Source organism: Pusillimonas caeni, assembly GCF_003545815.1.
GTDB classification, from domain to species: Bacteria; Pseudomonadota; Gammaproteobacteria; order Burkholderiales; family Burkholderiaceae_B; genus Pusillimonas; species Pusillimonas caeni.
The window spans coordinates 675,613-700,744 of record NZ_PDUW01000001.1; the positions used below are offsets into that span (position 1 = coordinate 675,613).

Sequence of the window (25,132 nt, forward strand, 5' to 3'; positions counted from 1 at the left end):
GATTTTTTCCGCTTTACGCAATCGCAGCACCCCCTTGTACCAGTTCTGCCTCGTGCTCATGCTGTCGCTGGTCCTTGCAACGGCGGCCCAGGCTCAGAAACCGGTCGACCCCACCGCCGCGCCCAACGACTTCGTGCAAACGGTGGGCAACAACGCGCTGGAGGTGCTCCGGCAAGAGCCTGCCGCCCAGCAGGGCGACCTGAACCGCATCAACCAGCTGGTCGACAAATACGTGTTGCCCTACGTCAACCTGGAAAAGACCACCCGTCTGGCGGCGGGGCGCTACTGGCGCCAGGCCTCCGCGCAGCAACAAAAGAACCTGGTCGAGGCTTTCAAGGGCACGCTGATCCGCACCTATAGTGGCGCGCTGTCGAAGGTGGACGAAGTGTCGGCGCTGCAGATCCTGCCCTTCCGCGGCGACGCCAACGCCGACGACGTCGTGGTTCGGTCCAGCATCAGCCAGCGCAACGGCCCCGCGGTGGGCGTCGATTACCGCCTCGAAAAAACTCCTCAAGGCTGGAAGATCTACGACCTGAACGTCGAAGGCATCTGGCTGATCCAGAACTACCGCAACCAGTTCGCCCAGCAGATCAACCAGAACGGCATCGACGGCCTCATCGACGCCCTGAACCGGCAGAACCGCTAGGCCGCCCCGCGCTTCACAAGCCCGGGCGCCGCGGCCAGCGTCAGGCCCGGGCGGCTGAAACCGATGTCCGCCGCGCGGCAAGGCCGGTCCCCATACATCTATATAATAGAAGGCTTGGCTCAATCACGAGCCAGGCTTTTTTATTATGTCCGCGCTTACTTTAAAGAATATCTCGAAGATTTACGGCTCGCCTTCCGGCGGGCTCGCCCGGCTTATTCCGGGCTCCGATCGCAAACGGCGAAGCTTCCAGGCCCTGAACGACGTCAGCCTGGACGTCGGGCATGGCGAATTCTTCGGCCTGCTCGGCCCCAACGGCGCGGGCAAGACCACCATGATCTCGATTCTCGCCGGCTTGGCGCAAGCCACGTCCGGAACCGCCAGCGTCTGCGGTTACGACGTGGTGTCCGAATACAAGCAGGCCCGGCGCTCGCTGGGGGTGGTGCCCCAGGAGCTGGTTTACGACCCGTTTTTCACGGTGCGCGAAACCCTGCGGCTGCAGTCGGGCTACTTCGGCCTGCGCAACAACGATGACTGGATCGACGAGATTCTGGCCAACCTGGGGCTGGCCGACAAGGCCGATGCCAATATGCGGGCCCTGTCCGGCGGCATGAAGCGCCGGGTCCTGGTGGCGCAGGCCCTGGTGCACCGCCCGCCCGTCATCATCCTGGACGAACCCACGGCCGGCGTCGACGTGGATTTGCGCCGCACGCTCTGGGAGTTCATTTCGCGGCTCAACAAAGAGGGGCACACCATTCTGCTCACCACCCACTACCTCGAAGAAGCCGAAGCGCTTTGCGGCCGCATCGCCATGCTGAAAAGCGGGCGCATCGTGGCGCTGGACACGACGCAATCGCTACTGGCGCGGGTGGGCGGCAACGACCTCGAAGACGCGTTCGTGCGCATCATGCACAGCGACAACGCCCTGGAGATGCTGGCATGAGCACACCCGTCATGCAGCCCCAGCCGGGACTCGGCTCGGGCTTTCCAACCCTGCTGCGCAAAGAGCTCATGCGCTTCTGGAAGGTCGGCTTCCAGACCATCGCGGCCCCCGTGCTGACGGCCCTGCTCTACCTGCTGGTGTTCGCCCACGTGCTCGAGGACCGGGTGCAGGTGTACGGCTCCATCCCGTACACCTCTTTCCTCATTCCGGGGCTGATGATGATGAGCATGCTGCAAAATGCCTTCGCCAACCCATCGTCCTCGCTGATACAAAGCCGCATCACGGGCAATCTGGTGTTCGTGCTGCTGCCGCCGCTGTCGCACCGCCAGATTTTCAGCGCCTATCTGCTGGCCGGCATCGCGCGCGGACTGTGCGTGGGCCTTAGCATATGGGTGGTGGCCCTGTTCTTCACGCCGCTGCCTCCCCAGAACCTGCTGTGGGTGCTGGCGTTCGCCATCCTGGCTTGCGGCATCATGGCTTCGCTGGGCATCATCGCCGGCCTGTGGTCCGAGAAATTCGATCAGATGGCCGCGTTCCAGAACTTCCTGATCCTGCCCGCCACCTTCCTGTCGGGCGTGTTCTACTCCATACACAGCCTGCCGCCGTTCTGGCAGAAGGTCTCGCACTGGAACCCCATCTTCTACACCATCGACGGCTTTCGCTACGGATTCTTCTCGGTCTCCGACGTCTCGCCCTGGCTCAGCCTGGCCGTCGTCGCTGGCGTTTTCGCCGTACTGTGCCTGTGCACGCTACGCCTACTGGCCTCCGGCTACAAACTGCGGAATTAGGAATCGACATCATGCTGCCTACTCCCGAACAAGTGCGTCAGTACATCGCCGACCACCTTCCCTGTGAACACATCGAAGTCGTCGGCGACGGCTCGCACTTCGAAGCCATCATCGTCAGCCCCGCCTTCGAGGGCAAGCGGCGCATCGCCCGCCACCAGTTGGTCTACGCGTCGCTGGGCGAGCGCATGAAGGAAGAAATCCACGCCCTCTCGATGCGCACCCTGACGCCCGACGAATACAAAGCGAACCCGAATGGATAAACTGTCCATCACCGGCGGCAGGCGCCTGCACGGCGAAATCACCGTGTCGGGCGCCAAGAACGCCGCCCTGCCCATCCTGTGCGCATCCCTGCTTTGCAGCGACGACATCACGCTGCACAACGTGCCCGCGCTCAAGGACATCGGCACCACGCTCAAGCTGCTGCAGCAGATGGGCGTCAGGTCGCAACAGCCGGAAGCCGGCACCGTCACCCTCAATGCCTCGCAGGTGGACAGCCTGGAAGCGCCCTACGAACTGGTCAAGACCATGCGGGCCTCCATCCTGGTGCTCGGGCCGCTGCTGACCCGTTTCGGCGAAGCGCGCGTGAGCCTGCCGGGCGGCTGCGCCATCGGGCAGCGGCCGGTCGACCAGCACATCAAGGGCCTGGCCGCGCTGGGCGCCGAGATCCGCATCGAGCACGGCTTCGTCGTCGCGCGCGCCAAGCGGCTCAAGGGGGCCTCCATCCGCACCGACATGGTCACCGTCACGGGCACCGAGAACCTGATGATGGCGGCCGTGCTGGCCGAAGGCCGCACCGTTCTTGAAAACGCCGCCCGCGAGCCCGAGATCACCGACCTGGCCGAGCTGCTCATCAAGATGGGCGCCCGCATCGAGGGGCACGGCACCGACCGCATCGCCATCGACGGCGTCGAGCGCCTGCATGGCGCCTCCCACCACATCGTGGCCGACCGCATCGAGGCGGGCACTTTCCTGTGCGCGGTGGGCGCGGCCGGCGGCGACATCATGCTGCGCCGGGCGGCGCCCGACACCCTGGGCGCCGTGCTCGACAAGCTGAGCGAATCGGGCGTCACGATCGAGACCGGCCCCGACTGGATCCGGGGCGCGATGAACCGCCGCCCCGCCGCCGTGGGCTTTCGCACCTACGAATACCCGGCCTTCCCCACCGACATGCAGGCCCAGCTGATGGCCATGAACACCGTCGCCCGGGGTACCGCCGTCATCGTCGAGAATATTTTCGAGAACCGCTTCATGCACGTCCAGGAACTGCGCCGCATGGGGGCGCAGATCGACATCGACGGCCCCACGGCGGTGGTCACCGGCATCGAGGCCCTGTCGGGCGCCACGGTGATGGCCACCGACCTGCGCGCCTCGGCCAGCCTGGTCATCGCAGGCCTGGCGGCCGAGGGCGCGACCACGGTCGAACGCATCTACCACCTGGACCGCGGCTACGAGCGCATGGAAGAAAAGCTGCGTCAGGTCGGCGCCGACATCGTACGCATCACGGAGGCCTCATGAGCCCTGCAGCCCTGGACAAACCCCTGACCCTGGCCCTGTCCAAAGGCCGGATCTTCGACGAGACCCTGCCGCTGCTGGCGGCCGCCGGCATCCAGGTCAGCGAAAACCCCGAGTCCTCGCGCAAGCTGATCCTGCCCACCAGCGACCCGGGCCTGCAGCTCATCATCGTGCGCGCCTCCGACGTGCCCACCTATGTGCAGTACGGCGCGGCCGACTTCGGCATCGCCGGGAAAGACGTGCTGTTCGAGCATTCGGCCGGCAATGCCGGCGGGCTGTACCAGCCCATCGACCTCAACATCGCCAAGTGCCGCCTGTGCGTGGCGGTGCGCGAAGGCTTCGACTACCAGGCGGCCGTGGCCCAGGGTTCGCGGCTGCGCGTGGCCACCAAGTACGTGCGCGCCGCGCGCGAGCATTTCGCGCGCAAGGGCGTCTATGTCGACCTGATCAAGCTCTATGGCTCGATGGAGCTGGCCCCGCTGGTCGGCCTGGCCGACGCCATCGTCGACCTGGTGTCCACCGGCAACACGCTCAAGGCCAATCACCTGGTCGCCGTCGAGGACATCGTCGACATTTCCTCGCGCCTGATCGTCAACCAGGCCTCGCTCAAGACACGCGCAAAAATGCTGCAGCCCCTGATCGACGCCTTCGCCCAGGCGTCCGCGGCATAGAGAAGCCATGAATGCGTCGCGCATGCGATATACTTTTGATTTATAAAGAATTTCTTTTTTTGCTTCTTTCATGCCGCTGATCAATCGCCTCCGCTCGCAAGATCCCGACTTCGCCCAGTCCCTGCGTACGCTGCTCGCCTTCGATGCCGAGCAGGACGACAGCATCGAGCACGTCGTCGCCGACGTGCTCAAAGACCTGCGGCATCGGGGCGACGAGGCGCTGCTCGAATACACCCGCCGCTTCGACCGGGTGCAGGCGCCGTCCGTCCAGGCGCTGGAAATTCCGCGCCAAGCGCTGCAGGACGCCTTGCACGCCCTGCCGTCCGAGCAGCGGGCCGCCCTCGAAGAAGCGGCCCGCCGGGTACGCGCCTATCACGAGCGCCAGAAGGCGGAAAGCTGGTCCTACACCGAAAGCGACGGCACCACGCTGGGGCAAAAAATCACCCCTCTCGACCGCGTCGGCCTGTACGTGCCGGGCGGCAAGGCCGCCTACCCGTCATCGGTGCTCATGAACGCCATACCGGCCAAAGTGGCCGGCGTGCCCGAGGTCGTCATGGTCACCCCCACGCCGGACGGCGCGCGCAACCCCATCGTGCTGGCCGCCGCGGCCATCGCGGGCGTGGACCGCGCCTGGGCGATCGGCGGCGCGCAGGCTGTGGGCGCACTGGCCTACGGCACGCAAACCATTGCGCCGGTCGACAAGATCGTCGGCCCCGGCAACGCCTATGTGGCCGCCGCCAAGCGCCGGGTGTTCGGCGTCGTGGGCATCGACATGATCGCCGGCCCCAGCGAGATTCTGATCATCGCCGACGGCGCCACGCCCGCCGACTGGATCGCCATGGACCTGTTCTCGCAGGCCGAGCACGACGAACTGGCGCAGGCCATTCTGCTGTGCCCCGACGCGGCCTACCTCGACGAGGTGCAGGCGTCCATCGAACGGCTGCTGCCCACCATGCCGCGGGCCGACATCATCCGGGCCAGCCTTTCGGGCCGCGGCGCGCTGATCCTGGTCGACGACCTGGACCAGGCCTGTGCCATCGCCAACGAAATCGCCCCCGAGCACCTCGAGATATCCACCGAGCAGCCCGAGCGCTGGGCCGACGAGATCCGCCACGCGGGCGCCATCTTCATGGGCCGCTACAGCTCTGAATCGCTGGGCGATTACTGCGCCGGTCCCAACCACGTGCTGCCCACGTCGCGCACCGCGCGCTTTTCTTCCCCCTTGGGCGTGTACGACTTCCAGAAGCGCAGCAGTCTCATCAACGTATCGCACCAGGGCGCGCAGACACTGGGCCGCGTCGCCGCAACGCTGGCGCACGGCGAAGGCCTGCAGGCGCACGCGGGCAGCGCGCAATACCGGCTCGAATCCTGATATAAACATACAGACGCCGCGCATACCGCGCCGCCCCGAACCCGCCGCGCCGCCGGCCCTTTGGCCGGGCGGCGCCCGAACCGACCTTTACCCGACGATTTTCCTCGATCATGCGTACTGCCGACATCACCCGAAACACCAACGAAACGCGCATCCGCGTTTCCATCAACCTGGACGGCACGGGCCGCCAGACCATCAACACCGGCGTGCCTTTTCTGGACCACATGCTGGACCAGATCGCCCGCCACGGGCTGATCGACCTGGACGTGCACTGTGACGGCGACACGCATATCGACGACCACCACACCGTCGAGGACGTCGGCATCGCGCTGGGCCAGGCTTTCGCCGCCGCGGTGGGCAACAAGGCCGGCCTGCGCCGCTACGGCCACTCCTACGTGCCCCTGGATGAAGCGCTGTCGCGCGTCGTCATCGACTTCTCGGGCCGCCCGGGCCTGCATTACGACGTTCCGTTCACGCGGGCCCTGATCGGGCGCTTCGACGTGGATCTGGCGCGCGAATTCTTCCAGGGCTTCGTCAACCACGCCCTGGTGACGCTGCACATCGACAACATCAAGGGCGAGAACGCGCACCATCAGTGCGAGACGATCTTCAAGGCTTTCGGCCGCGCGCTGCGCATGGCCACCGAGGTCGACCCGCGCGCCAATGGCGCCGTCCCGTCCACCAAGGGCGTTCTTTAACCCGCTTCAGACCAAGCCCCTATCGTGAATACTATCGCCATCGTCGACTACGGCATGGGCAACTTCCACTCGGTGGCGCGCGCCCTGCAGGCGGCCGCCCCGGACGCCGACATCCGCATCTGCCGCGAGGCCAGCCACATCGACAACGCCTCGCGGGTGGTGTTTCCCGGCCAGGGCGCCATGCCCGACTGCATGCGCACCCTCAATGAATCCGGCCTGCGCGAGGCCGTGCTGCGCGCCGCGCGCAGCAAGCCCTTGCTGGGCGTATGCGTGGGCGAACAGATGCTGTTCACCCACAGCGAAGAAGGCGACACGCCCTGCCTGGACGTCTTCCAGGGCCGCGTCAAGCGCTTTTCGGGGCCCGGCTACGCCTCGGCGTCCGCCGCCACCGACGAAACCGAACTGCTCAAAGTGCCGCACATGGGCTGGAACCGCGTCAAACACGTGCAGCACCATCCCCTTTGGGAAGGCATCGCCGACAACACCCACTTTTATTTCGTGCACAGCTACTACGTTCAGCCGAGCGACCCCGCACTGACGGCCGGGCTGGCCCATTACGGGGTAAGCTTTACCTGCGCGGTGGCTCGGGATAACATTTTCGCAGTGCAGTTCCATCCCGAAAAAAGCGCCGACGCCGGTTTGCGCCTGTATCGCAACTTCGTCGACTGGAATCCCTGAACCGCGCTCGCGCGCCTTTCCCTTCTATTTGCTTAACGAACTCCGATCATGCTTTTGATTCCCGCTATCGATCTCAAAGACGGCCAGTGCGTGCGGCTGCGCCAGGGCGACTTGGGCGATGCCACCATCTTCTCCGAAGAGCCGGCCTCGATGGCCGCGCAATGGCTCGAGCAAGGCGCGCGGCGCCTGCACCTGGTCGACCTGAACGGCGCCGTGTCCGGCACGCCTAAGAATCAGACGGCCATCAAGGCCATACTCGACGAAGTCGACGGCGAAGTCCCGGTCCAGATCGGCGGCGGCATCCGCGACCTCAACACCATCGAGCGCTACCTCGACATCGGCCTGTCCTACGTCATCATCGGCACCGCCGCCATCAAAGACCCGGGCTTCCTGCGCGACGCCTGCAGCGCCTTCCCGGGCAACATCATCGTCGGCCTGGACGCGCGCGACGGCAAGGTGGCCACCGACGGCTGGAGCAAGCTCACCCGCCACGACGTCATCGACATCGCCCGCAAGTTCGAGGACTACGGCTGCGAGGCCATCATCTACACCGACATCGGGCGCGACGGCATGCTCACCGGCGTCAACATCGAATCCACGGTCAAGCTGGCCCAGGCCGTCACCATCCCCATCATCGCCTCGGGCGGCGTCACCAACCTCACCGACATCGAGGCCCTTTGCGCGGTTGAAGACGAAGGCATCGAAGGCGCGATCCTCGGGCGCAGCATCTACGAAGGCACGCTCGACTTCGCCGCGGCCCAGGACCTGGCCGACGAACTGGGCGCATCATGAGCGCAGCCGACATCCCGATGAACAACACGCTTACGCGGCGCATCATTCCCTGCCTGGACGTCACGGCGGGAAGGGTCGTCAAGGGCGTGAACTTCGTCGATCTCGTCGATGCCGGCGACCCGGTCGAAATCGCGCGGCGCTATAACGAGCAGGGCGCCGACGAACTCACTTTTCTGGACATCACCGCCACCAGCGACAACCGCGACTTGATCCTGCCCATCATCGAGGCGGTGGCCTCCGAGGTGTTCATTCCGCTTACCGTGGGCGGGGGCGTGCGCCAGGTGGCCGACATCCAGCGCCTGCTCAATGCGGGCGCCGACAAAGTGTCCATCAACAGCGCGGCGGTGGCCAACCCCGAGCTGGTCAAGGCCGCGGCCGACTACCACGGCTCGCAGTGCATCGTGGTGGCCATCGACGCGCGCCGCACGTCCGAGACCGGCGAATCCGCACGCTGGGAAATCTTCACCCACGGCGGGCGCAAGGCCACAGGCCTGGACGCGATCGAGTGGGCCCGCAAGATGGCCAGCTACGGCGCGGGCGAGATCCTGCTGACCAGCATGGACCGCGACGGCACCAAGGCGGGCTTCGACCTGGCCCTGACGCGCGCCGTCTCCGATGCCGTGCCGGTTCCGGTCATCGCATCGGGCGGCGTGGGCAAGCTCGAACATCTCGCCGACGGCGTCATCAAGGGGCGCGCGAGCGCGGTGCTGGCCGCCAGCATTTTCCACTACGGCGAATTCACCATTCCCCAAGCCAAAGAATACATGGCCCGCAAGGGCATCAACATGCGACTGTGATCATGGATACCGCCACCGACCCGAACTCCTGGCTGGACGACGTCGTATTCGACGAGTCGGGCCTCATTCCGGCCATCGCCCAGGACGCAGCATCGGGCACCGTGCTGATGGTCGCCTGGATGAACCGCGACGCGCTGGCCGAAACCGCCGCCACCGGACATGCCGTGTATTGGTCGCGCTCGCGCGGCAAGCTGTGGCGCAAGGGCGAAGAGTCCGGTCACCGGCAGGTGGTGCGCGAGCTGCGCCTGGATTGCGACGGCGACGTCATCCTGCTGAAGGTCGAGCAGGTGGGCGGCATCGCCTGCCATACCGGCCGCGAAAGCTGCTTCTTCCGCCGGCTGGACAGGGCGCCGAGCCAGCCCCGCTGGGACATCACCGACCCCGTGCTCAAAGACCCCGAGCTCATCTACAAATGAACCACGACACCTCCGCCGACATCCTGTCCCGGCTGGCCGATACGCTGGAAAGCCGCCTGCCGGCCCGCGGCGGCGATCCCGCCGCCTCGTACTCGGCCAAGCTGCTGGCGCGCGGCCCCGACGCCTTCCTGAAGAAAATCGGCGAAGAAGCCACTGAACTCGTCATGGCCGCCAAGGACAACGCTCCCGACCGCATCGTGTACGAAACGGCCGACCTCTGGTTTCACAGTCTTATCGCATTGACCCACTATAATCTGCGGCCCGAGGACGTCCTGCGCGAACTGGCTCGCCGCGAGGGTATCTCGGGTTTGGCCGAGAAAGCCAGCCGCGGCGACGGCTCTTGAAGCCATGGTTGGGTAGAATGGAGTCATAAAAGGGGCATCGGCCCCGCGACGACACACGCGGCATCCGCCGCACAACGGAGATAAACATGGGTAGTTTCAGCATCTGGCATTGGCTTATCGTTCTCGTCATCGTGGCGCTCATCTTCGGCACCAAGAAGCTGCGCAACATGGGCGAAGACCTGGGCGGCGCCGTCAAGGGCTTCAAGAAGGGCATGGCCGATGCGGCCAACGATCCCGACAAGCCCGAGTCCGTCACCACCGAACGGGTGGAAACCAAAGAAACCATCGACGTGCAGGCCAAAGAAAAGAACGGGTCCTGACCATCCCGGCCGACATGCGCTCCGCGCCCCGCTTTCGCGGCCCGCGCGCAGTCGTCGGGCGCCGCCGTCCTTTTAACTCTCAATAGGCCTCAAGACACCGCTCCATGTTCGACATCAGCTTCAGCGAGCTCATGCTGATCGGCGTCATCGCGCTGATCGTGATCGGCCCCGAGCGGCTGCCCAAGGTGGCGCGCACGGTGGGCCATCTGCTGGGCCGCGCCCAGCGCTACGTCAACGATGTCAAGACCGACATCCGCAAGGAAATGGACGCGGCCGAGATAGGCGACCTCAAAAACCTGAAAGACCAGATGCAGGACGCGGCCAAGTCGGTCAAGGCCTCGGTCGACGAAACCAGCAAGTCCTGGCGCGAGCCCATCGACGAGGCGCAGGATGCGCTCAAGCAGGCTTCTGAATCCGTCAAGACGCTGGCCGATTCGGCGCGCAATCTGCGCGAGGGCGGGTCCGAGCCCTCTCAGGACGGCCCCGGCGAACCCGCCGCGGCGGAGCCCTCCACGGCCCCGGGGCAATCCGCACAGCCGCCGGCCGCGGCCGGGGACCAGGCGCCCGCTTCACCGCCGGCCCACACCTCTGAGCAAGAGGTGCAGGACTCCGAAGCCATCGATACCCGGACGCTGCCGCTGCCCGGCTTCGAGCGCAAGGCCGCCGCCGCGGACAACGTCCCGGCGGATTCCACCCAACCCGCCAAAGGTTCGCAGCCGTGACGCAGGAAGACAGCTTCATCTCCCACCTGGTCGAGCTGCGCTCGCGGCTGCTCAAGGCCGTGGGCGCCATTCTCGTCGTCTTCATCGCCCTGTTCCTGTATCCGGGCGCCTCGGCCATCTACGACGTGCTGGCCCAGCCCATGCTGGCCGCCCTGCCGCAGGGCACCCGCATGATCGCCACGGGGGTGATCACGCCCTTCATGGTGCCCATCAAGGTCACCCTCCTCGCGGCCTTCGTCATCGCCCTGCCGGTGGTGCTGTATCAGGCCTGGGCCTTCGTCGCCCCGGGGCTGTACAAGCACGAGCAGCGCCTGGCGCTGCCCCTCATTCTTTCCAGCACCGTGCTCTTCCTGATGGGCATGGCCTTCTGCTACTTCGTGGTCTTTCGCACGGTCTTCCACTTCATCGCCGGCTTCGCGCCGCAATCGATCACGCCCGCGCCCGACATCGAGGCCTACGTCAGCTTCGTCATCACCATGTTCGTGGCCTTCGGCATCACCTTCGAGGTGCCGGTGGCCGTGATTCTGCTGGTCAAGGGCGGCGTGGTCAGTGTCGACAAACTGCGCGCCGCGCGCGGCTACGTCATCGTGGGCGCCTTCATCATCGCGGCGGTCGTCACGCCGCCCGACGTGCTGAGCCAGTTCATGCTGGCCGTGCCCCTGTGCCTGCTGTTCGAACTGGGCCTGCTGGTGGCCGCCCGCCTGACGCCGCGCGAGCATACCGACACAGCGGCCGAGGAAGCCGCCGAGTAAGCCGGGCCGGCGGCGCTAAGGCCGCCTCGCGCCCAGCTGCAAGGGCGGGCGCGCACCCACCTGCACCGAGAAACTCGCCTTCTTTCCTGCGCGCAGCACCTGGATCTCGGCCTTGCTTTGCGGTGTCAGCCGCGCAATCTGATTCAGGAAGCGGATCGTATCGACCACGGGTTCGTCGTTAAGCTTCAGCACGATGTCTCCCACGCGCAGGCCCGCCCGGGCCGCCGGGCCGCCCCGCAGCACGCCGGCCACGATCACGCCATCGCGGCTGTCCAGCCCGAACGCCTTGGCCAGGTCGGCGGTGATGTCCTGGGGCTCGACGCCCAGCCAGCCCCGGGTGACGTGCCCGGTGGTGATGATCTGCTCGAGTATGGTCTGCGCGGCCATGGACGGTATGGCGAAGCCTATGCCCAGCGATCCGCCGGTTTCGGAATAGATGGCCGTATTGATGCCGACCAGGCGGCCATGGGTGTCGATGAGCGCGCCGCCCGAGTTGCCGGGGTTGATCGCCGCATCGGTCTGGATGAAGTTCTCGTAGATGTTGATGCCCAGGCGATTGCGGCCCAGGGCCGAGACGATGCCCATGGTGGTGGTCTGGCCCACGCCGAACGGGTTGCCGATGGCCAGCACCACGTCGCCCACCTGCATGTCGTGCGTGCCGTTGAACGTGATGCTGGAAAGCCCCTCCAGGTCGATCTTGAGCACCGCCAGATCGCTCTCGGGGTCGGCGCCCACCAGTTTGGCGCGGGCCTCGCGCCCGTCGTTCAAGGCGACCTCGATGGCATCGGCCGCTTCGATCACGTGATAGTTGGTCAGAATGTAGCCATCGGGCCGCACGATCACGCCCGAACCCAGCGCCGTGGCCTCGCGCTTGCGGGTGAAGCCGGGCAGGCCGCGCAGCAGCCGCGACAGCTCGGGGTCATTCAACAGCGGCGAAATGGGCTCGCGGATCTGCTTGGTGGTGTAGACATTGACCACCGCCGGCGCGGCCCGCGCCACCGCCTGGGCATAGCTGGCCGGCAGGCCCGCCGTCGCGGGCGCCGCAGACGGGCCTGCGGACGGCTGGGCGGGCGCGGACGCCTGGGGCACCGGCGTGCGATCCAGCCAATCGGGCCGAAGCGTGGCCACAATGAATAAAATACCCAGACACACCGTCACAGTTTGGGCGAAGAGCAACCAGAATCGACGCATAAGGCTGGAATCAAGCATGAATCAAATCGACACGACCGAACTGAGCGCCTGGCTGGACGAAACGCTTCAGCCGCAGCGCTTCCGAGATTACTGTCCCAACGGGCTGCAGGTAGAGGGCAAGCGCAAGATCAGTCACATTATCACCGGAGTTACAGCTTCGCGCGCTCTGCTCGAAGAAGCGATACGCCGAAAAGCGGACGCCGTCTTCGTGCACCACGGCTGGTTCTGGAAGAACGAAGATGCGCGCATCGTCGGCACCAAGCGCGAACGCATCGCCCTGGCCCTGCAGCACGGCTTGAACGTCTTTGCCTACCACTTGCCGCTGGACGCTCACCCCGAGCTGGGCAACAACGCCCAGTTGGCGCGGGTTCTGGGTTTTACCCCAGACCGGGATGCCGAAGGCAATCCGCGTACCTGCGGCCCCGACGGCCTGATCTGGCTGGGACGCTGCTCGCAGGGCACGACCCTGCAGGCGCTGGGGCGGAACGTGGCGCAAGCACTGGGGCGCGAGCCCCTGGTCATCGGAGACCCCGAACAGCCTGCCGAACGCATTGCCTGGTGTACCGGGGGCGCACAGGGCATGATGCAGGCAGCCATCGACGCAGGCGCCCAGGCCTATCTGACCGGCGAAGCCTCCGAACCCAATTTCCATCAGGCCCGGGAAACAGGCGTGGGCTTCGTCGCCGCGGGCCACCACGCCACCGAACGCTACGGGGCGCAAGCCGTAGGCGACGCCATCGCGGCCAGATTCGGCATCCGGGTCGAATTCGTCGACCTGGTCAATCCGGTCTAGCCGGCCGCCTCGCCCGGCGGCATTCAATGCCTTCTTGCGCCGCCGGCGGGCCCGGAACGCCCGCTTACCGCTTGAGCAGGTCGCGGATCTCGCGCAGCAGAAGAATGTCGTCGGGAGTGGGTTCGGGCTGAGCTTCGGCCACGGCTTCTTCGTGCTCGAAGCGGCGGCGGGCGCGATTGACCGCCTTGACCATCAGGAACACGACCAGCGCCAGCAGCAGGAAGTTAATGAAAATCGTGATGAAATTACCCCAGGCCAGCACATTGCCGCCCGCCTCGACGATGGCTTCGGCGGTGCGGGGACCGGTGTAGTTCTCGGGCTCTTTCAGCACCCAGAAGAGGTTCGTGAAATCGACCTGCCCGCCCAGGATGAAACTGACGATGGGCATCACCACATCTTTCACCAGCGAATCGATGATCTTGCCGAAAGCCGCGCCGATGATCACACCGACGGCAAGGTCGATCATGTTGCCCTTGACCGCGAACTCGCGAAACTCAGCCAAAAAACCTCGTGCAGTGCTCATATGAGATATCCCCTAGTAATTTCACCCGACTGCGGGCTAACGCTATAATACGCGGTTGAGAGAATATCCAACACTCCAAAATACACTGAATCGCGCTGCCCGATGAGGGGCACGAACAAGGATACAAGCATGAGTCAGGACAAGTCACAGTTCGACGGCGTTTCCGCGGACGGAACGGTTGCCATCGATGCAAACCTTCCGCCCGATCCGTCGCGACGCTTATGGGTGGCGACCGCCTGTGCAGTCGGCGGTGCCGCCGGCGTCGCAACGGCCGTTCCTTTCGTGGGTTCGTTTGCGCCGTCGGAAAAGGCTCGCGCGGCGGGCGCTCCGGTCGAAGTCGACCTGAGCTCCATCCCCGAAGGCCAGATGCGCACCGTCGAATGGCGCGGCAAGCCCGTGTGGGTTCTGCACCGCACCCAGCAGCAGATCGACGAACTGCCCAAGAACGACGACGCCCTGGCCGACCCGCAATCCGACCGTCCCGGCTTCACGCCCGAATACGCCAAGAACGAGTACCGCTCGCGCGACCCCAAGTTCTTCGTCGCCGTGGGCATCTGCACCCACCTGGGCTGCTCGCCGACCCCTCACCTGGCCGCGGGCCCCGGCCCGGGCCTGCCCGCCGGCTGGGAAGGCGGCTTCTTCTGCCCCTGCCATGGCTCCGCCTTCGACCTGGCCGGCCGCGTCTACAAAAACAAACCCGCACCCGACAACCTCGAGGTGCCGCCTTACGAGTTTTCGGCCGACGGCACGCACGTCACCATTGGTGTCGACGAAAATAACAAGGCCTGACCCCGCATTGAACCATTACGCTCGTAAGATAGAAAGATAGAAAGGAACCGTTTCCATGGCTGGCGAGAAAACCGTCGAAACGACTGGGCTCTTAGGATGGATAGACAGGCGCTTTCCCGCGTCCAAGCTGTTCAAAGAGCACATGTCGGAATACTACGCTCCGAAGAACTTCAACTTTTGGTACTTCTTCGGTTCACTGGCGCTGCTGGTGCTGGTAATTCAGATCGTGACCGGAATCTTCCTGGTCATGAACTACAAGCCCGATGGCAATCTCGCCTTCGACTCCGTCGAATTCATCATGCGCGAAGTGCCCTGGGGCTGGTTGATCCGCTACATGCACTCCACGGGCGCCTCGATGTTCTTCGTGGTGGTCTACCTGCACATGCTGCGGGGCCTGTTCTACGGATCGTACCGCAAGCCGCGCGAGCTGGTCTGGATCTTCGGCATGGCCATCTTCCTCTGTCTCATGGGCGAAGCCTTCATGGGCTACCTGCTGCCCTGGGGCCAGATGTCCTACTGGGGCGCTCAGGTCATCGTGAACCTGTTCTCGGCCATTCCCTTCATCGGGCCCGAGCTGTCGCTGTGGATCCGCGGCGACTACGTCGTGTCCGACGCCACGCTCAACCGCTTCTTCGCCTTCCACGTCATCGCCATCCCGCTGGTCCTCATCGGCCTGGTCGTGGCGCACATCATCGCCCTGCATGAAGTCGGCTCCAACAACCCCGACGGCGTCGAAATCAAAGACGGCCCCAAAGACAGCAAGGGCCGTCCCATCGACGGCATCCCCTTCCACCCGTACTACTCGGTGCATGACCTGGTGGGCGTGGCGGGCTTCTTGATCGTCTTTGCCGCCATCGTGTTCTTCGCCCCCGAAATGGGCGGGTACTTCCTGGAGTTCAACAACTTCATCCCGGCCGATTCGCTCAAGACGCCTCCGCACATCGCGCCGGTCTGGTATTTCACGCCGTTCTACTCCATGCTGCGCGCCATCACGGCCGACTTCACCTGGGTGCTGGCAGCCGCTTCGGTGCTGGGCGCCGTGGCGCTGTTCCTGCGCGGCAACCTGCGCGGCGTATGGCGCATCGTCGTGCCGGTCATTCTGCTGGTCCTGGCCGTCCTGCTGCGCGTCATCGACGCCAAGTTCTGGGGCGTGGTGGCCATGGGCGGCTCGGTGGTCATCCTGTTCTTCCTGCCCTGGCTCGACCACTCGCCGGTGCGCTCGATCCGCTACCGTCCCACCTGGCACAAGTATCTGTACGCCATCTTCATCGTCACCTTCCTGGTGTTGGGCTATCTTGGCACTCAGCCGCCAAGCCCAGCCTTCAACCTGATGAGCCAGATCGGAACCCTGATCTATCTCGGCTTCTTCCTGCTGATGCCCGTGTGGAGCCGCCTGGGTACGTTCAAGCCGGTTCCTGAACGCATCACGTTCAGCGCTCACTAAGGCCCATAACACTTACGGAATGAACATGATCAAAAAGTTGCTTGGCGTCCTTGCCCTAACCCTGACCTGCTCGGTGGCGGTTGCCGCCGAGGGCGGTTACCAGCTCGACCGCGCCCCCGACCGCATCAACAACATGGCTTCGCTGCAAAACGGGGCCAAGCTCTTCGTCAACTACTGTCTGGGCTGCCATAGCGCCAACTCCATGCGCTACAACAAGCTCACCGAGCTGGGCCTGACCGACGACGACATCAAGAAGAACCTGCTTTTCACGTCCGACAAGATCGGCGACCTCATGAAGATCGCCATGACCCGCCAGGACGGCGCCAAATGGTTCGGCGCCGCGCCGCCCGACCTTTCCGTCATCGCCCGCGCCAAGTCGACCAACCTGGGCCCCACCGGCGTCGACTACGTCTACACCTTCCTGCGCACCTTCTACCGCGACACCACCAAGAAAACCGGCTGGGACAACGCGGTATTCCCAAGCGTGGGCATGCCCAACGTGCTGTGGCAGCTGCAGGGTCCGGTCACCCATACGCACAGCCACATCCACGAGGTCGAGCAAGACGGCAAGACCGTCTGGCAGCGCAGCTCCACCATTTACGACCCGCTGGGCTACGTAGAAACCAAGACCGAAACCCTGCAAAACCACCGCGGCGGCGAAAGTGCCCGGCATACCTTCCAGGCCGAAAACCAGGCCCAGACCGTCGCCTTCGACAACAACGTGGCCGACCTGGCGAACTTCCTCGGATGGATGGCCGAGCCCGACCAGTTGTTCCGCAAGCGCCTGGGCGTCTGGGTCCTGCTGTTCCTGGGCCTGTTCCTGGTCGTGGCATGGCGCCTGAACGCCGCCTACTGGAAGCACGTCAAGTAAATCCGGCTTACCGGCGCAGCCCCGGCCGGCCTGTCCGGCCGGGGCGACGATTCTAAAATAGGCGTAAAGTAATACGCCTATTTCATTTTTTTGAGCATGCTTTTGCTCATGTATTTTTTTGGACGGGATGCCTCGACATGATGGTTCTCTACTCTGGAACGACCTGCCCTTTTTCGCAGCGCTGCCGCTTCGTGTTGTTCGAAAAGGGCATGGACTTCGAAATCCGCGACATCGATCTCTACAACAAGCCCGAAGACATCGCTGTCATGAACCCCTATGGGCAGGTGCCCATCCTCGTCGAACGCGACCTGATCCTGTACGAGTCCAACATCATCAACGAGTACATCGACGAGCGCTTCCCGCATCCGCAGCTCATGCCGGCCGACCCGGTCATGCGCGCGCGCACCCGCCTCTTCCTGTACAACTTCGAGAAAGAGCTCTTCGTCCACGTCTCGGTGCTCGAGAACCGCGCCACGCCCGACGAAAAAGCCCTTGAACACGCGCGCAACAGCATCCGCGACCGGCTGTCCCAGCTGGCGCCCATGCTGCTCAAGAGCAAGTTCATGCTGGGCGAAGAATTCTCCATGCTGGACGTGGCCATTGCGCCGCTGCTGTGGCGCCTCGACCACTACGGCATCGAGCTGCCCAAGAACGCAGCGCCCATCCAGAAATACGCCGAACGCATTTTCTCGCGCCCCGCCTACATCGAGGCGCTGACGCCTTCCGAGAAGGTCATGCGTCGCTAAGCCCTTGCCCGCCGGGGCCTGCGCCCCGGCCCACTGCCTATGTCCATGCCCGAATCCTCTACCAAGCCTTATCTGATCCGCGCCCTGCACGAGTGGTGCACCGACAACGGCTACACCCCCCATATCGTCGTCACCGTCGACGCCAATACCGTCGTACCCCGCGCTCACATACACGACGGGCAGATCACACTGAATATCGGTTCGCTGGCCACCAACCGCCTGGTTCTGGGCAATGAATACATCGAGTTCCAGGCCCGCTTCAGCGGCGTCACCGAGCACATCTTCGTTCCGGTGGCCGCGGTCTCGGCCATCTACGCCCGCGAGACCGGTGCCGGCATGGGCTTCGAAGTGCAAGAATCGCAAGCCTATCCCGGCACCGAGCCCGCCGTGGAATCGAACGAAAGCAACCAGGTTGAAACCCCCTCTCCGCCGGACGACGACGACCCGAAGCGGCCGCGTCTGACCATCGTCAAATAGAGTAGAATACCGCCTTTGGCCGGCTTAGCTCAGTTGGTAGAGCAGCGCACTTGTAATGCGAAGGTCAGGGGTTCGACTCCTCTAGCCGGCACCAGATTCATGCGGCTTTCCGCAAGAAACGGCCTTCTGCACGAAGGCCGTTTTTATTATCACGGCAGCACTTTTCCCCGCAGCTTCTTTACCTCGCCCCGGGCGGACTTTCCCTCCAGCCGCCGGCGCTGCGAGCCCAGGGTGGGACGGGTGGCCTTGCGCCGCTTGGGCGGCTGCGACACGCTGTCGACCAGTTCCTGCAGGCGTTCGATGGCTTGCTGCTTGTTCGTTTCCTGGCTGCGGCTGCCTTGCGCCTTGATGACCACCACGCCCTCATCGGTAATGCGCTGATCACGGAGGGCGAGGAGGCGTTCCTTGATCTCGGGCGGCAGCGACGAATCAGGGATCGAATAGCGCAGATGGATGGCGCTGGACACCTTGTTCACGTTCTGGCCGCCGGCGCCTTGGGCGCGGATGGCGCTGAAGTCCATCTCGTCTTTCGAAACGATGAATCGGGAAGCAGTCATGCTTGATGGCCCCGTCTTCGGCCCAGCGCCCGATCGCCCCACCGCAGCAAGCCGGCCAGGCCCGCCATCATCCACGCAAGCGGCCCCACCACAAAACGCAGGACCAGCAGAATGGGAAGCAATATAAAGGTCCAGCCCACCACCTGCACCAGGGCGACCGGCAGGCCGAGCTTTTCGGCGGCGCTTCCCAACAGCGAGTTGACGAGGCTGGGATGGCGGACGGCCATATAAGCCAGCACGGCCGGGGCGCCATACTTGACCAGCCGCGCGCCGATCGCGGTGCCGCGCCACAGGCCGGCGCCCAGCGCGGCGGAACGCTGCGAAAACGTAAGGGTGCGGCCGCCGGCGGAGGTGGCGGCGCCCATGCGAAGTATCTTGAAAGCGCTGACGCCAATGGCGACGTCCAGGGCAGCCCAGCCCACGTCGCCCGCGCCGACAGGTTCTTCGAGACGCAATTTGGTCTCCAGCCCTTTGATGCCCCCGGCGAAGAAGCTGTTGATGCCTTCAAGCACCCGTTCGGTCTGCACCCAGGCAACCTGGCCATTGGGCGCCATGACGAACTGCCCAAGAAAGTCGTAGCCTTCTTCCTGGATGAAATGGATGGCGTAGCGGCCGCGGTCTTCGGCTGACAGGGGAGCGCGGCCCGTGCCGCCGGCCGGCTCGCTGCCGGACCACAACCCTCGGACGGCGTTCAGCGCCGACCGCGCCGTGTCGTTCAGTTTTTGCATCAGTTCCAGGGTAAAGACTTCGTTCGCCAGGAAATAATGAATGGGCAGGACGACGTCTTCGCCATAAGTGCGCAGCACTTTCTGAAAGTCCGGCGTATCGCCATACAAGAGGAAGATGGGCCGGGCGATGTCCGGGTAGCGCAGCAGGGCCAGACGCGCTTTGGCCAATAGCACGGGGTCGTCCGCATAGACCAGGAAAAGCGCCTGAAGGGCGGCCGGCTCGGTGGAAAGGACATGGGCGAACTCGGGCATGGCCTGCTCGACCTGCAAGTGCAGCAGTTGCTGCTCCAGGGCGGCGGGCCGATACAGGCTGGTAATGCACAGCGCAGCGGCAAAAGCCAGAAGCGCGGCGCCGATCAGGCGTTTCATGTCCTAAGGCCTTGCAACGGCGCGCCATGGCGCGCGGCGAGCCACCGGGCTGATGCGGCGAAGACCTTGCGCAGCGGATCCAGCGATTCAATTCTGAGTCTCAAAGTCGGTTCCTCTTCATAGGCGGTATTTATTAGGGCACGGATACAGGGCAGGGTCAATTCACCGGGCGGCAATGGGTATCGGCACTTCTCGAATCAGGCAATCGCAGTGTTAACATCGATTCCATCGTCGGCATGCCGCGCGGCATGGCTGGAAACCCTTCATCCGGAGCGCCACACTTGAAATACCGCAAACTTGGCCACACCGACCTCGAGGTCAGCCTGATCGGCCTGGGCACCATGACCTGGGGCGAGCAGAACACCGAATCCGAAGCCCACGAGCAGCTCGATTACGCCTTGTCGCGCGGGGTGAACCTGGTGGATGCCGCAGAAATGTATCCTGTGCCGCCCAAGCCCGAAACGCAGGGCCGCACCGAAGCGTATATTGGCACGTGGCTGGCCAGAACGGGGCGTCGCAAGGACATCGTGCTGACCAGCAAGGTGTCAGGCCCGCCCACCGACCCGAAACGCCCCGGCCATATCCGTACCGGCCAGACGCATCTGGACCGCAAGAACATGACCGAGGCGCTGGACGCCAGCCTGAAGCGGCTGCAGACCGATTACCTCGACCTTTACCAGCTGCACTGGCCCGACCGCACCACCACCACCTTCGGCCGTCCCGGCTATCCGTGGAAAGAGGACGCCTACACGGTGCCCATCGAGGAAACCCTGGAGGTGCTGCAGGATTTCATCAGAGCCGGCAAGGTGCGCCATATCGGGGTGTCGAACGAAACGCCCTGGGGCGTAGCGCAATACCTGAAGTTTGCCGAAACGAAGAAGCTGCCCCGCATCGCGTCCATCCAGAACCCCTACAGCCTGCTCAATCGCAGCTACGAGAACGGCCTGTCGGAGTTCAGCCACCTGGAGGGCGTGGGGCTGCTGGCGTATTCGCCCTTGGGCATGGGCGTGCTGGCCGGCAAATACCTGAACGGCGCGCGGCCCGAAGGCGCCCGCATGACACTGTTCACGCGGTTTGACCGCTACATGAAGCCCCAGGCCGAACTCGCGACGGCCGAGTATGTGCAGCTGGCACGCGACTCCGGGCTGTCGCCCGCCACCATGGCGCTGGCGTTCGTGAACCACCAACCTTTCGTCGTCAGCAACCTGATGGGCGCAACCCGCCTCGACCAATTGAAGGAAAACATCGACAGCGCCGACGTTTCACTATCGGAAGACGTGCTGGACGCCATTCAGGCCATCCATCAGCGCTATCCGAATCCTTCGCCCTGACCCGCGCCCGCAGCCCGATTCCGGCTGCGGCCAAAATTCCGGGTAAACCACGATATGCGGCCTAGCGGCATCTCTTCATAATACTAAAAACGAATAATGTTCGGTATTGAACAACCGCCCTAGCGGCGCTCCGATCCCTCAATTTCAGAGAGAGCCCAAGCCATGATGCCCGCAGACCTCAGGACCCGATCGACCAACCCCGGAAAGCTGCCGGAACTCTTCAGGAAGCAATTCGAGCTGTGCCGGATCAAGTCCGGCGACACTATCGCCATCGTCAGCGACCTGGGCACGCGCAGCGAATACATCGAAGCCGCCTTCGCGGCCGCCGACATGCTGGGCGCCGACATCTACGAGATGCGCGTCAATGCCATTCCCGGCTGGACCAATGTGGGCACGCCCACCATCGGCAAGTGCAAGGGCACGCTCGAGGCGCTCAAGGCCTGCGACATGATCCTGATCTTCCACGTGCCGCTGTTCGCCGCCTGGCTGCGCGAGGTGATGAACGCCGGCGTGCGAGTGCAGATGATCATCGATGCGCCCGACGACCTCTACGCCCTGCAGGCGCCGCCGGGCCTGAAGGAAGCCGTCATGCACGCGCACCGCCTGTACGAGAAGACCCGGCATGTGCGGGTGACCAGCAAGGCGGGCACGGACCTCACCTATTCCTGCGGCGAGTACCCGGTGATGAGCCAGTACGGCTTTGCCGATGAGCCGGGCCGCTTCGACCACTGGGGCGTGGGGCTGATCCACACCTTTCCCAATGAAGGCAGCGCCTCGGGCCGGGTCGTCGTGCAGCCGGGCGACGTGGTGATTCTGCCCTACTGCCGCTATGTGCAGGACCACATCGAGATCGAAGTGCGCGACGGCCACATCCAAAGCATCGAAGGCGGCCTGGACGCCGCGCTGATGCGCGAATGGCTGGCCGACGGCAAGGTGCACGAGGACGACAAAGACCCCTACGCGCTTTCCCACCTGGGCTGGGGCCTCAACCCGCAGTGCCGCTGGGATTCCATCGCGCTGTACGGCGATGGGCCCGAGCGCAGCCGGGCCGCCTCGCGCTGCTTCCCCGGCAATTTCCTGTTCTCCACCGGCCCCAACACGCAGGGCGGCGGCAAGCGCACCACCCGCGGCCATTACGACCTGCCCATGCGCGAGTGCACCATCGAACTGGACGGCAACCGCGTGGTGGAGGCAGGCCGGCTCATCGACCCCAAGATGATCGTGCCGCGCGAAGCCCGCTGAGGGGATGATTAAAAGGCGCAGCGACATTTGCACAACTCCCGTTTCGGTATTACCATAAATAAACTGGTAACACCTGGAGCCCATATGTCAACCACGCTCACCGTCAAAGGTCAGGTAACCATTCCAAAACACATCCGGGACGAGCTTGGCTTGAAGCCCGGCTCGCGCCTCGACTTCACCGTCAACCGCGATGGCGAAATCGTGGTGCGGCACACCGAGAAAGCAGCAAAGACCGTCCAAAGCCGTTTCGATAAGGTACGCGGAAAAGCTGATATCAAATGGCGCACTGACGCGCTAATGACTTTGCTGCGCGGCGAATCCTGATGCTGGTCGACACCAACGTCCTCGTAGACGTGCTGGCGGACGATCCCGACTGGGCCGACTGGTCGATTGAACAGCTTCAGACGCAGTCCCAAGTACACCAACTTGCCATCAACCCCGTCATCTACGCCGAACTGTCGCTGACATTTTCCTCTGTCGAGTCGCTGGACGAGACAATTGCCGATATGGGATTGCAATTCATTGAAATACCCCGGCCGGCCTTGTTCCTGGCGGGCAAAGCATTCGCCAGATATCGACGCAGCGGAGGAATCAAGAACAATGTGCTTGCCGATTTCTTTATCGGAGCCCACGCAGCGGTAAGCGGCTTGTCTATTCTTACCCGCGATATCCGGCGCTATAAAAATTATTATCCGGGGATAAGATTGATTTCGCCGGATCAATGAGCGGCCGGCCAGTTCGCGGGGCCAAAGTTGCAATCGGCGCAGCTTCCTAGCCCTGCAACCCCGCTTCGATGCGGGCGACCGCCTCGCGCAGCGCGGGGACGTACCGGGCGACGGCGTCCTCGCGCCTGACGGCGCGCAGCAGGTAGATGACGCTGAGGCAGGCCACGGCATGGCCATGCTGGACGATCGGCACCGCGACGGCGCCGATCTTGCCCTTTTCCAGGTTGTGGTTCCATTCGCCGTCGTTGGTGCCGTATCCGTCGGCCCGCACGCGGGCCAGCAGGTTCTTCAGGTAGGCCGGATCGGAAGCCAGCCGGGCCTGTTCGTCTTCCCCGGCGCGCAATAGCTTCAGGATCTGCTCGCGCTCTTCGTCGGCGCAGTGCCCGATATAGGCCCGGCCCGCGGCCGTCAGCAGCATGGGCAGGCGCCTGCCGACCATGACGCGATGGAAGGAAAGCGGGCTGAACCGATGGGTGGTCTCGCGGACCTGCATGGCTTCGCCGCTGGGCAGGCTCAGGTCCGACGGCCAGACCACTTTGGGCAGCAGGGTGCCCATCACCGGGCTGGCCACCGTGGAAATCCATTCCGTATCGGTAAAGCCCTCGCTCAATTCCCGCACCCTCAGGCTCAGCTGGAAGCTGTCGTCCGAATCGCTGCGCCACACATAACCCTGGGAAACCAGCGTCTCGAGCAACCGGCGCACAGTGGTGCGATGCAGGCCGGTCATGTTTGCCAGTTCGCCGCTCGATGCGCGTCCCTTGACGCACAGGTTCAGGGCGCCCAGCACCTGCAGGCCGCGCGCCAGGCCCCGGACCTTCGGATAACTCGAATGATGCTCGGGCTGCTGCATGACTATCCCCTCATGGCGTCGAAACCGCGGATGATGTGCACTCCTTGCACATATTGCATTTATTTTTGTAACGCCGCCAGCCTTGTTTTATTTTTTGCCATGACGTGAATAAAGATAAAAGGAGAAGGCAAGATGACGACGGACCGGAAGCCGGCTTACCAAAGTATCTGGGCGGATCTGCGCGGCGTGTCGTTCCGGCAGGGCTGGCTCGATGCGGGCGGCATCTCCACGCGCTATCTGCACTCGGGCTCTGAGGACCAGCCGGCCCTCATCCTTCTGCATGGCGTCGGCGGCCATGCAGAAGCCTATGTGCGCAATCTCAAGGCGCATGCCGGGCATTTCTCGACCTGGGCCATCGACATGGTGGGGCACGGCTGGAGCGACCTGGCCACCGCGGACCTGGAAATACGCCATTACATCGACCACCTGCTGCGCTTCATGGACGCCGCAGGCATCGAAAAAGCCAGCCTCAGCGGCGAGTCGCTGGGCGGGTGGGTCGCAGCCCGCTTCGCCATCGACCATCCCGACCGCATCCAGCGGCTGGTGCTCAACACGGCCGGCGGCTCGCAGGCGGACCCGGCCGTGATGGCGAAGATCAAAGAGCTGTCCATGCGCGCGGCCACCGATCCCAGCTGGGAATTCATACGCGCCCGCCTGGAATGGCTGATGGCCGACAAGTCCAAGGTGTACGACGATCTGGTGGCGACGCGCCAGGCGATGTACAGCCGCGGCGGCATGGAAGCAGGCATGCGCCACAACATGATTCTTCAGGAAATGGAGGTGCGCCAGCGCAACATCATCCGCGCCGAGGACTATGCGCGCATCCAGGCGCCCACCCTGGTGCTGTGGACGTCGGACGACCCCACCGCCGACGTCAGCGAAGGGCGCAGGATAGCGTCCATGATTCCGGGCGCGCTGTTCACCGTCATGGACGGCTGCGGCCATTGGCCCCAGTTCGAGGACACGCCCACCTTCGACCGCATCCATATCGACTTTCTGCTGGGCAGGCCGCTGGACGGCATCGCCCGGACGGTCGCCTGATCATCCC

General features: G+C 64.3%; 32 protein-coding genes and 1 tRNA gene. 28 read left to right on the forward strand and 5 right to left on the reverse strand.

Going from position 1 to position 25,132, the window contains the following annotated elements; translation table 11 throughout:
• The first annotated feature begins 58 nt into the window (after positions 1–58).
• The 16 genes from CSC67_RS03150 to tatC all read left to right on the forward strand — a co-directional run bounded on the left by CSC67_RS03150 (position 59) and on the right by tatC (position 11,448).
• Positions 59–646, forward strand: a complete 588-nt coding sequence (locus CSC67_RS03150) for an MlaC/ttg2D family ABC transporter substrate-binding protein (RefSeq protein ID WP_245220113.1) — start codon at positions 59–61, stop codon at positions 644–646.
• A 145-nt stretch (positions 647–791) separates the two neighbouring features.
• The gene (locus tag CSC67_RS03155) at positions 792–1,586 is read left to right on the forward strand and encodes an ABC transporter ATP-binding protein (protein WP_118993041.1); all 795 of its coding nucleotides are present in this window, start codon (positions 792–794) and stop codon (positions 1,584–1,586) included.
• Positions 1,583–2,374: an ABC transporter permease gene (locus CSC67_RS03160; protein ID WP_118993042.1), complete on the forward strand. Its 792-nt coding sequence runs from the start codon at positions 1,583–1,585 to the stop codon at positions 2,372–2,374. Before CSC67_RS03155 ends, CSC67_RS03160 begins: the two co-directional genes overlap by 4 nt.
• 11 nt (positions 2,375–2,385) lie before the next feature.
• Complete coding sequence (locus CSC67_RS03165) at positions 2,386–2,634, forward strand: BolA family protein (protein ID WP_118993043.1); 249 nt, start codon at positions 2,386–2,388, stop codon at positions 2,632–2,634.
• Positions 2,627–3,889 (forward strand): UDP-N-acetylglucosamine 1-carboxyvinyltransferase, encoded by a 1,263-nt coding sequence (murA, locus tag CSC67_RS03170; protein WP_118993044.1) that lies wholly within the window; start codon positions 2,627–2,629, stop codon positions 3,887–3,889. The genes CSC67_RS03165 and murA overlap by 8 nt, the downstream gene beginning before the upstream one ends.
• Positions 3,886–4,557: an ATP phosphoribosyltransferase gene (gene hisG / locus CSC67_RS03175; protein WP_118993045.1), complete on the forward strand. Its 672-nt coding sequence runs from the start codon at positions 3,886–3,888 to the stop codon at positions 4,555–4,557. The genes murA and hisG overlap by 4 nt, the downstream gene beginning before the upstream one ends.
• 70 nt (positions 4,558–4,627) lie before the next feature.
• Positions 4,628–5,929, forward strand: coding sequence for a histidinol dehydrogenase (gene hisD, locus CSC67_RS03180; RefSeq protein WP_118993046.1), 1,302 nt, complete (start codon positions 4,628–4,630; stop codon positions 5,927–5,929).
• Positions 5,930–6,039: 110 nt separating this feature from the next.
• Positions 6,040–6,627: an imidazoleglycerol-phosphate dehydratase HisB gene (gene hisB / locus CSC67_RS03185; protein ID WP_118993047.1), complete on the forward strand. Its 588-nt coding sequence runs from the start codon at positions 6,040–6,042 to the stop codon at positions 6,625–6,627.
• 24 nt (positions 6,628–6,651) lie between these two features.
• On the forward strand, positions 6,652–7,305 hold the full coding sequence (gene hisH, locus CSC67_RS03190) for an imidazole glycerol phosphate synthase subunit HisH (protein WP_118993048.1): 654 nt from the start codon (positions 6,652–6,654) through the stop codon (positions 7,303–7,305).
• A gap of 48 nt (positions 7,306–7,353) precedes the next feature.
• The gene (hisA, locus tag CSC67_RS03195; protein WP_118993049.1) at positions 7,354–8,097 is read left to right on the forward strand and encodes a 1-(5-phosphoribosyl)-5-[(5-phosphoribosylamino)methylideneamino]imidazole-4-carboxamide isomerase; all 744 of its coding nucleotides are present in this window, start codon (positions 7,354–7,356) and stop codon (positions 8,095–8,097) included.
• Positions 8,094–8,894 carry an imidazole glycerol phosphate synthase subunit HisF gene (hisF, locus tag CSC67_RS03200; RefSeq protein ID WP_118993050.1) on the forward strand — a complete coding sequence of 267 codons (801 nt, stop codon included), beginning with the start codon at positions 8,094–8,096 and terminating at the stop codon, positions 8,892–8,894. Before hisA ends, hisF begins: the two co-directional genes overlap by 4 nt.
• Positions 8,895–8,896: 2 nt before the next feature.
• The gene (gene hisI / locus CSC67_RS03205; protein ID WP_118993051.1) at positions 8,897–9,310 is read left to right on the forward strand and encodes a phosphoribosyl-AMP cyclohydrolase; all 414 of its coding nucleotides are present in this window, start codon (positions 8,897–8,899) and stop codon (positions 9,308–9,310) included.
• Positions 9,307–9,654: a phosphoribosyl-ATP diphosphatase gene (locus CSC67_RS03210; RefSeq protein WP_118993052.1), complete on the forward strand. Its 348-nt coding sequence runs from the start codon at positions 9,307–9,309 to the stop codon at positions 9,652–9,654. The genes hisI and CSC67_RS03210 overlap by 4 nt, the downstream gene beginning before the upstream one ends.
• A gap of 86 nt (positions 9,655–9,740) precedes the next feature.
• On the forward strand, positions 9,741–9,974 hold the full coding sequence (tatA, locus tag CSC67_RS03215; protein WP_118993053.1) for a Sec-independent protein translocase subunit TatA: 234 nt from the start codon (positions 9,741–9,743) through the stop codon (positions 9,972–9,974).
• A 104-nt stretch (positions 9,975–10,078) separates the two neighbouring features.
• Positions 10,079–10,696, forward strand: a complete 618-nt coding sequence (gene tatB / locus CSC67_RS03220; RefSeq protein WP_118993054.1) for a Sec-independent protein translocase protein TatB — start codon at positions 10,079–10,081, stop codon at positions 10,694–10,696.
• A complete protein-coding gene (tatC, locus tag CSC67_RS03225) occupies positions 10,693–11,448 on the forward strand; it encodes a twin-arginine translocase subunit TatC (protein WP_118993055.1) in 756 nt (251 codons plus the stop codon). The genes tatB and tatC overlap by 4 nt, the downstream gene beginning before the upstream one ends.
• 15 nt (positions 11,449–11,463) lie before the next feature.
• Here the strand turns inward: tatC and CSC67_RS03230 are convergent, their stop codons facing one another.
• Entirely contained in the window at positions 11,464–12,639 is a 1,176-nt protein-coding gene (locus CSC67_RS03230; protein WP_118993191.1) for a S1C family serine protease, read from the reverse strand.
• Positions 12,640–12,655: 16 nt separating this feature from the next.
• Here CSC67_RS03230 and CSC67_RS03235 point away from each other — a divergent pair, with 16 nt between their 5' ends.
• A complete protein-coding gene (locus CSC67_RS03235; RefSeq protein WP_118993056.1) occupies positions 12,656–13,432 on the forward strand; it encodes a Nif3-like dinuclear metal center hexameric protein in 777 nt (258 codons plus the stop codon).
• Between the two features lie 64 nt (positions 13,433–13,496).
• On the opposite strand, the gene mscL is transcribed toward CSC67_RS03235, so the two are convergent.
• Complete coding sequence (gene mscL, locus CSC67_RS03240) at positions 13,497–13,955, reverse strand: large conductance mechanosensitive channel protein MscL (protein WP_118993057.1); 459 nt, start codon at positions 13,953–13,955, stop codon at positions 13,497–13,499.
• A gap of 129 nt (positions 13,956–14,084) precedes the next feature.
• Between mscL and petA the strand changes: the two genes are divergently transcribed.
• From petA to CSC67_RS03270, 6 genes are all read left to right on the forward strand, one after another.
• Complete coding sequence (petA, locus tag CSC67_RS03245; protein ID WP_118993058.1) at positions 14,085–14,744, forward strand: ubiquinol-cytochrome c reductase iron-sulfur subunit; 660 nt, start codon at positions 14,085–14,087, stop codon at positions 14,742–14,744.
• 55 nt (positions 14,745–14,799) lie between these two features.
• Complete coding sequence (locus CSC67_RS03250) at positions 14,800–16,188, forward strand: cytochrome b (protein ID WP_118993059.1); 1,389 nt, start codon at positions 14,800–14,802, stop codon at positions 16,186–16,188.
• Positions 16,189–16,207: 19 nt separating this feature from the next.
• Positions 16,208–17,059, forward strand: a complete 852-nt coding sequence (locus CSC67_RS03255) for a cytochrome c1 (RefSeq protein WP_209304253.1) — start codon at positions 16,208–16,210, stop codon at positions 17,057–17,059.
• 137 nt (positions 17,060–17,196) lie between these two features.
• On the forward strand, positions 17,197–17,805 hold the full coding sequence (locus tag CSC67_RS03260; protein ID WP_118993061.1) for a glutathione S-transferase N-terminal domain-containing protein: 609 nt from the start codon (positions 17,197–17,199) through the stop codon (positions 17,803–17,805).
• A gap of 45 nt (positions 17,806–17,850) precedes the next feature.
• Complete coding sequence (locus CSC67_RS03265) at positions 17,851–18,282, forward strand: ClpXP protease specificity-enhancing factor (protein WP_118993192.1); 432 nt, start codon at positions 17,851–17,853, stop codon at positions 18,280–18,282.
• A gap of 18 nt (positions 18,283–18,300) precedes the next feature.
• Positions 18,301–18,376, forward strand: a tRNA-Thr gene (locus CSC67_RS03270).
• 55 nt (positions 18,377–18,431) lie between these two features.
• Here the strand turns inward: CSC67_RS03270 and arfB are convergent.
• Positions 18,432–18,839, reverse strand: a complete 408-nt coding sequence (gene arfB, locus CSC67_RS03275; protein WP_118993062.1) for an alternative ribosome rescue aminoacyl-tRNA hydrolase ArfB — start codon at positions 18,837–18,839, stop codon at positions 18,432–18,434.
• Positions 18,836–19,936 carry a hypothetical protein gene (locus CSC67_RS03280; protein ID WP_118993063.1) on the reverse strand — a complete coding sequence of 367 codons (1,101 nt, stop codon included), beginning with the start codon at positions 19,934–19,936 and terminating at the stop codon, positions 18,836–18,838. Before CSC67_RS03280 ends, arfB begins: the two co-directional genes overlap by 4 nt.
• Positions 19,937–20,217: 281 nt before the next feature.
• Here CSC67_RS03280 and CSC67_RS03285 point away from each other — a divergent pair, with 281 nt between their 5' ends.
• From CSC67_RS03285 to CSC67_RS03300, 4 genes are all read left to right on the forward strand, one after another.
• Complete coding sequence (locus CSC67_RS03285; RefSeq protein WP_118993064.1) at positions 20,218–21,267, forward strand: NADP(H)-dependent aldo-keto reductase; 1,050 nt, start codon at positions 20,218–20,220, stop codon at positions 21,265–21,267.
• 162 nt (positions 21,268–21,429) lie between these two features.
• The gene (locus tag CSC67_RS03290; protein WP_118993065.1) at positions 21,430–22,509 is read left to right on the forward strand and encodes a 2,5-dihydroxypyridine 5,6-dioxygenase NicX family protein; all 1,080 of its coding nucleotides are present in this window, start codon (positions 21,430–21,432) and stop codon (positions 22,507–22,509) included.
• 84 nt (positions 22,510–22,593) lie between these two features.
• Positions 22,594–22,833 (forward strand): AbrB/MazE/SpoVT family DNA-binding domain-containing protein, encoded by a 240-nt coding sequence (locus CSC67_RS03295; RefSeq protein ID WP_118993066.1) that lies wholly within the window; start codon positions 22,594–22,596, stop codon positions 22,831–22,833.
• Positions 22,833–23,234, forward strand: a complete 402-nt coding sequence (locus CSC67_RS03300; protein ID WP_209304254.1) for a type II toxin-antitoxin system VapC family toxin — start codon at positions 22,833–22,835, stop codon at positions 23,232–23,234. Before CSC67_RS03295 ends, CSC67_RS03300 begins: the two co-directional genes overlap by 1 nt.
• 46 nt (positions 23,235–23,280) lie before the next feature.
• Here CSC67_RS03300 and CSC67_RS03305 read toward each other — a convergent pair whose 3' ends face one another.
• Positions 23,281–24,084 (reverse strand): DNA-binding transcriptional regulator, encoded by an 804-nt coding sequence (locus tag CSC67_RS03305; protein WP_118993068.1) that lies wholly within the window; start codon positions 24,082–24,084, stop codon positions 23,281–23,283.
• A gap of 132 nt (positions 24,085–24,216) precedes the next feature.
• On the opposite strand from CSC67_RS03305, the gene CSC67_RS03310 reads away from it, so the two are divergent.
• Positions 24,217–25,125, forward strand: a complete 909-nt coding sequence (locus CSC67_RS03310) for an alpha/beta fold hydrolase (RefSeq protein WP_118993069.1) — start codon at positions 24,217–24,219, stop codon at positions 25,123–25,125.
• Positions 25,126–25,132 lie beyond the last annotated feature (7 nt).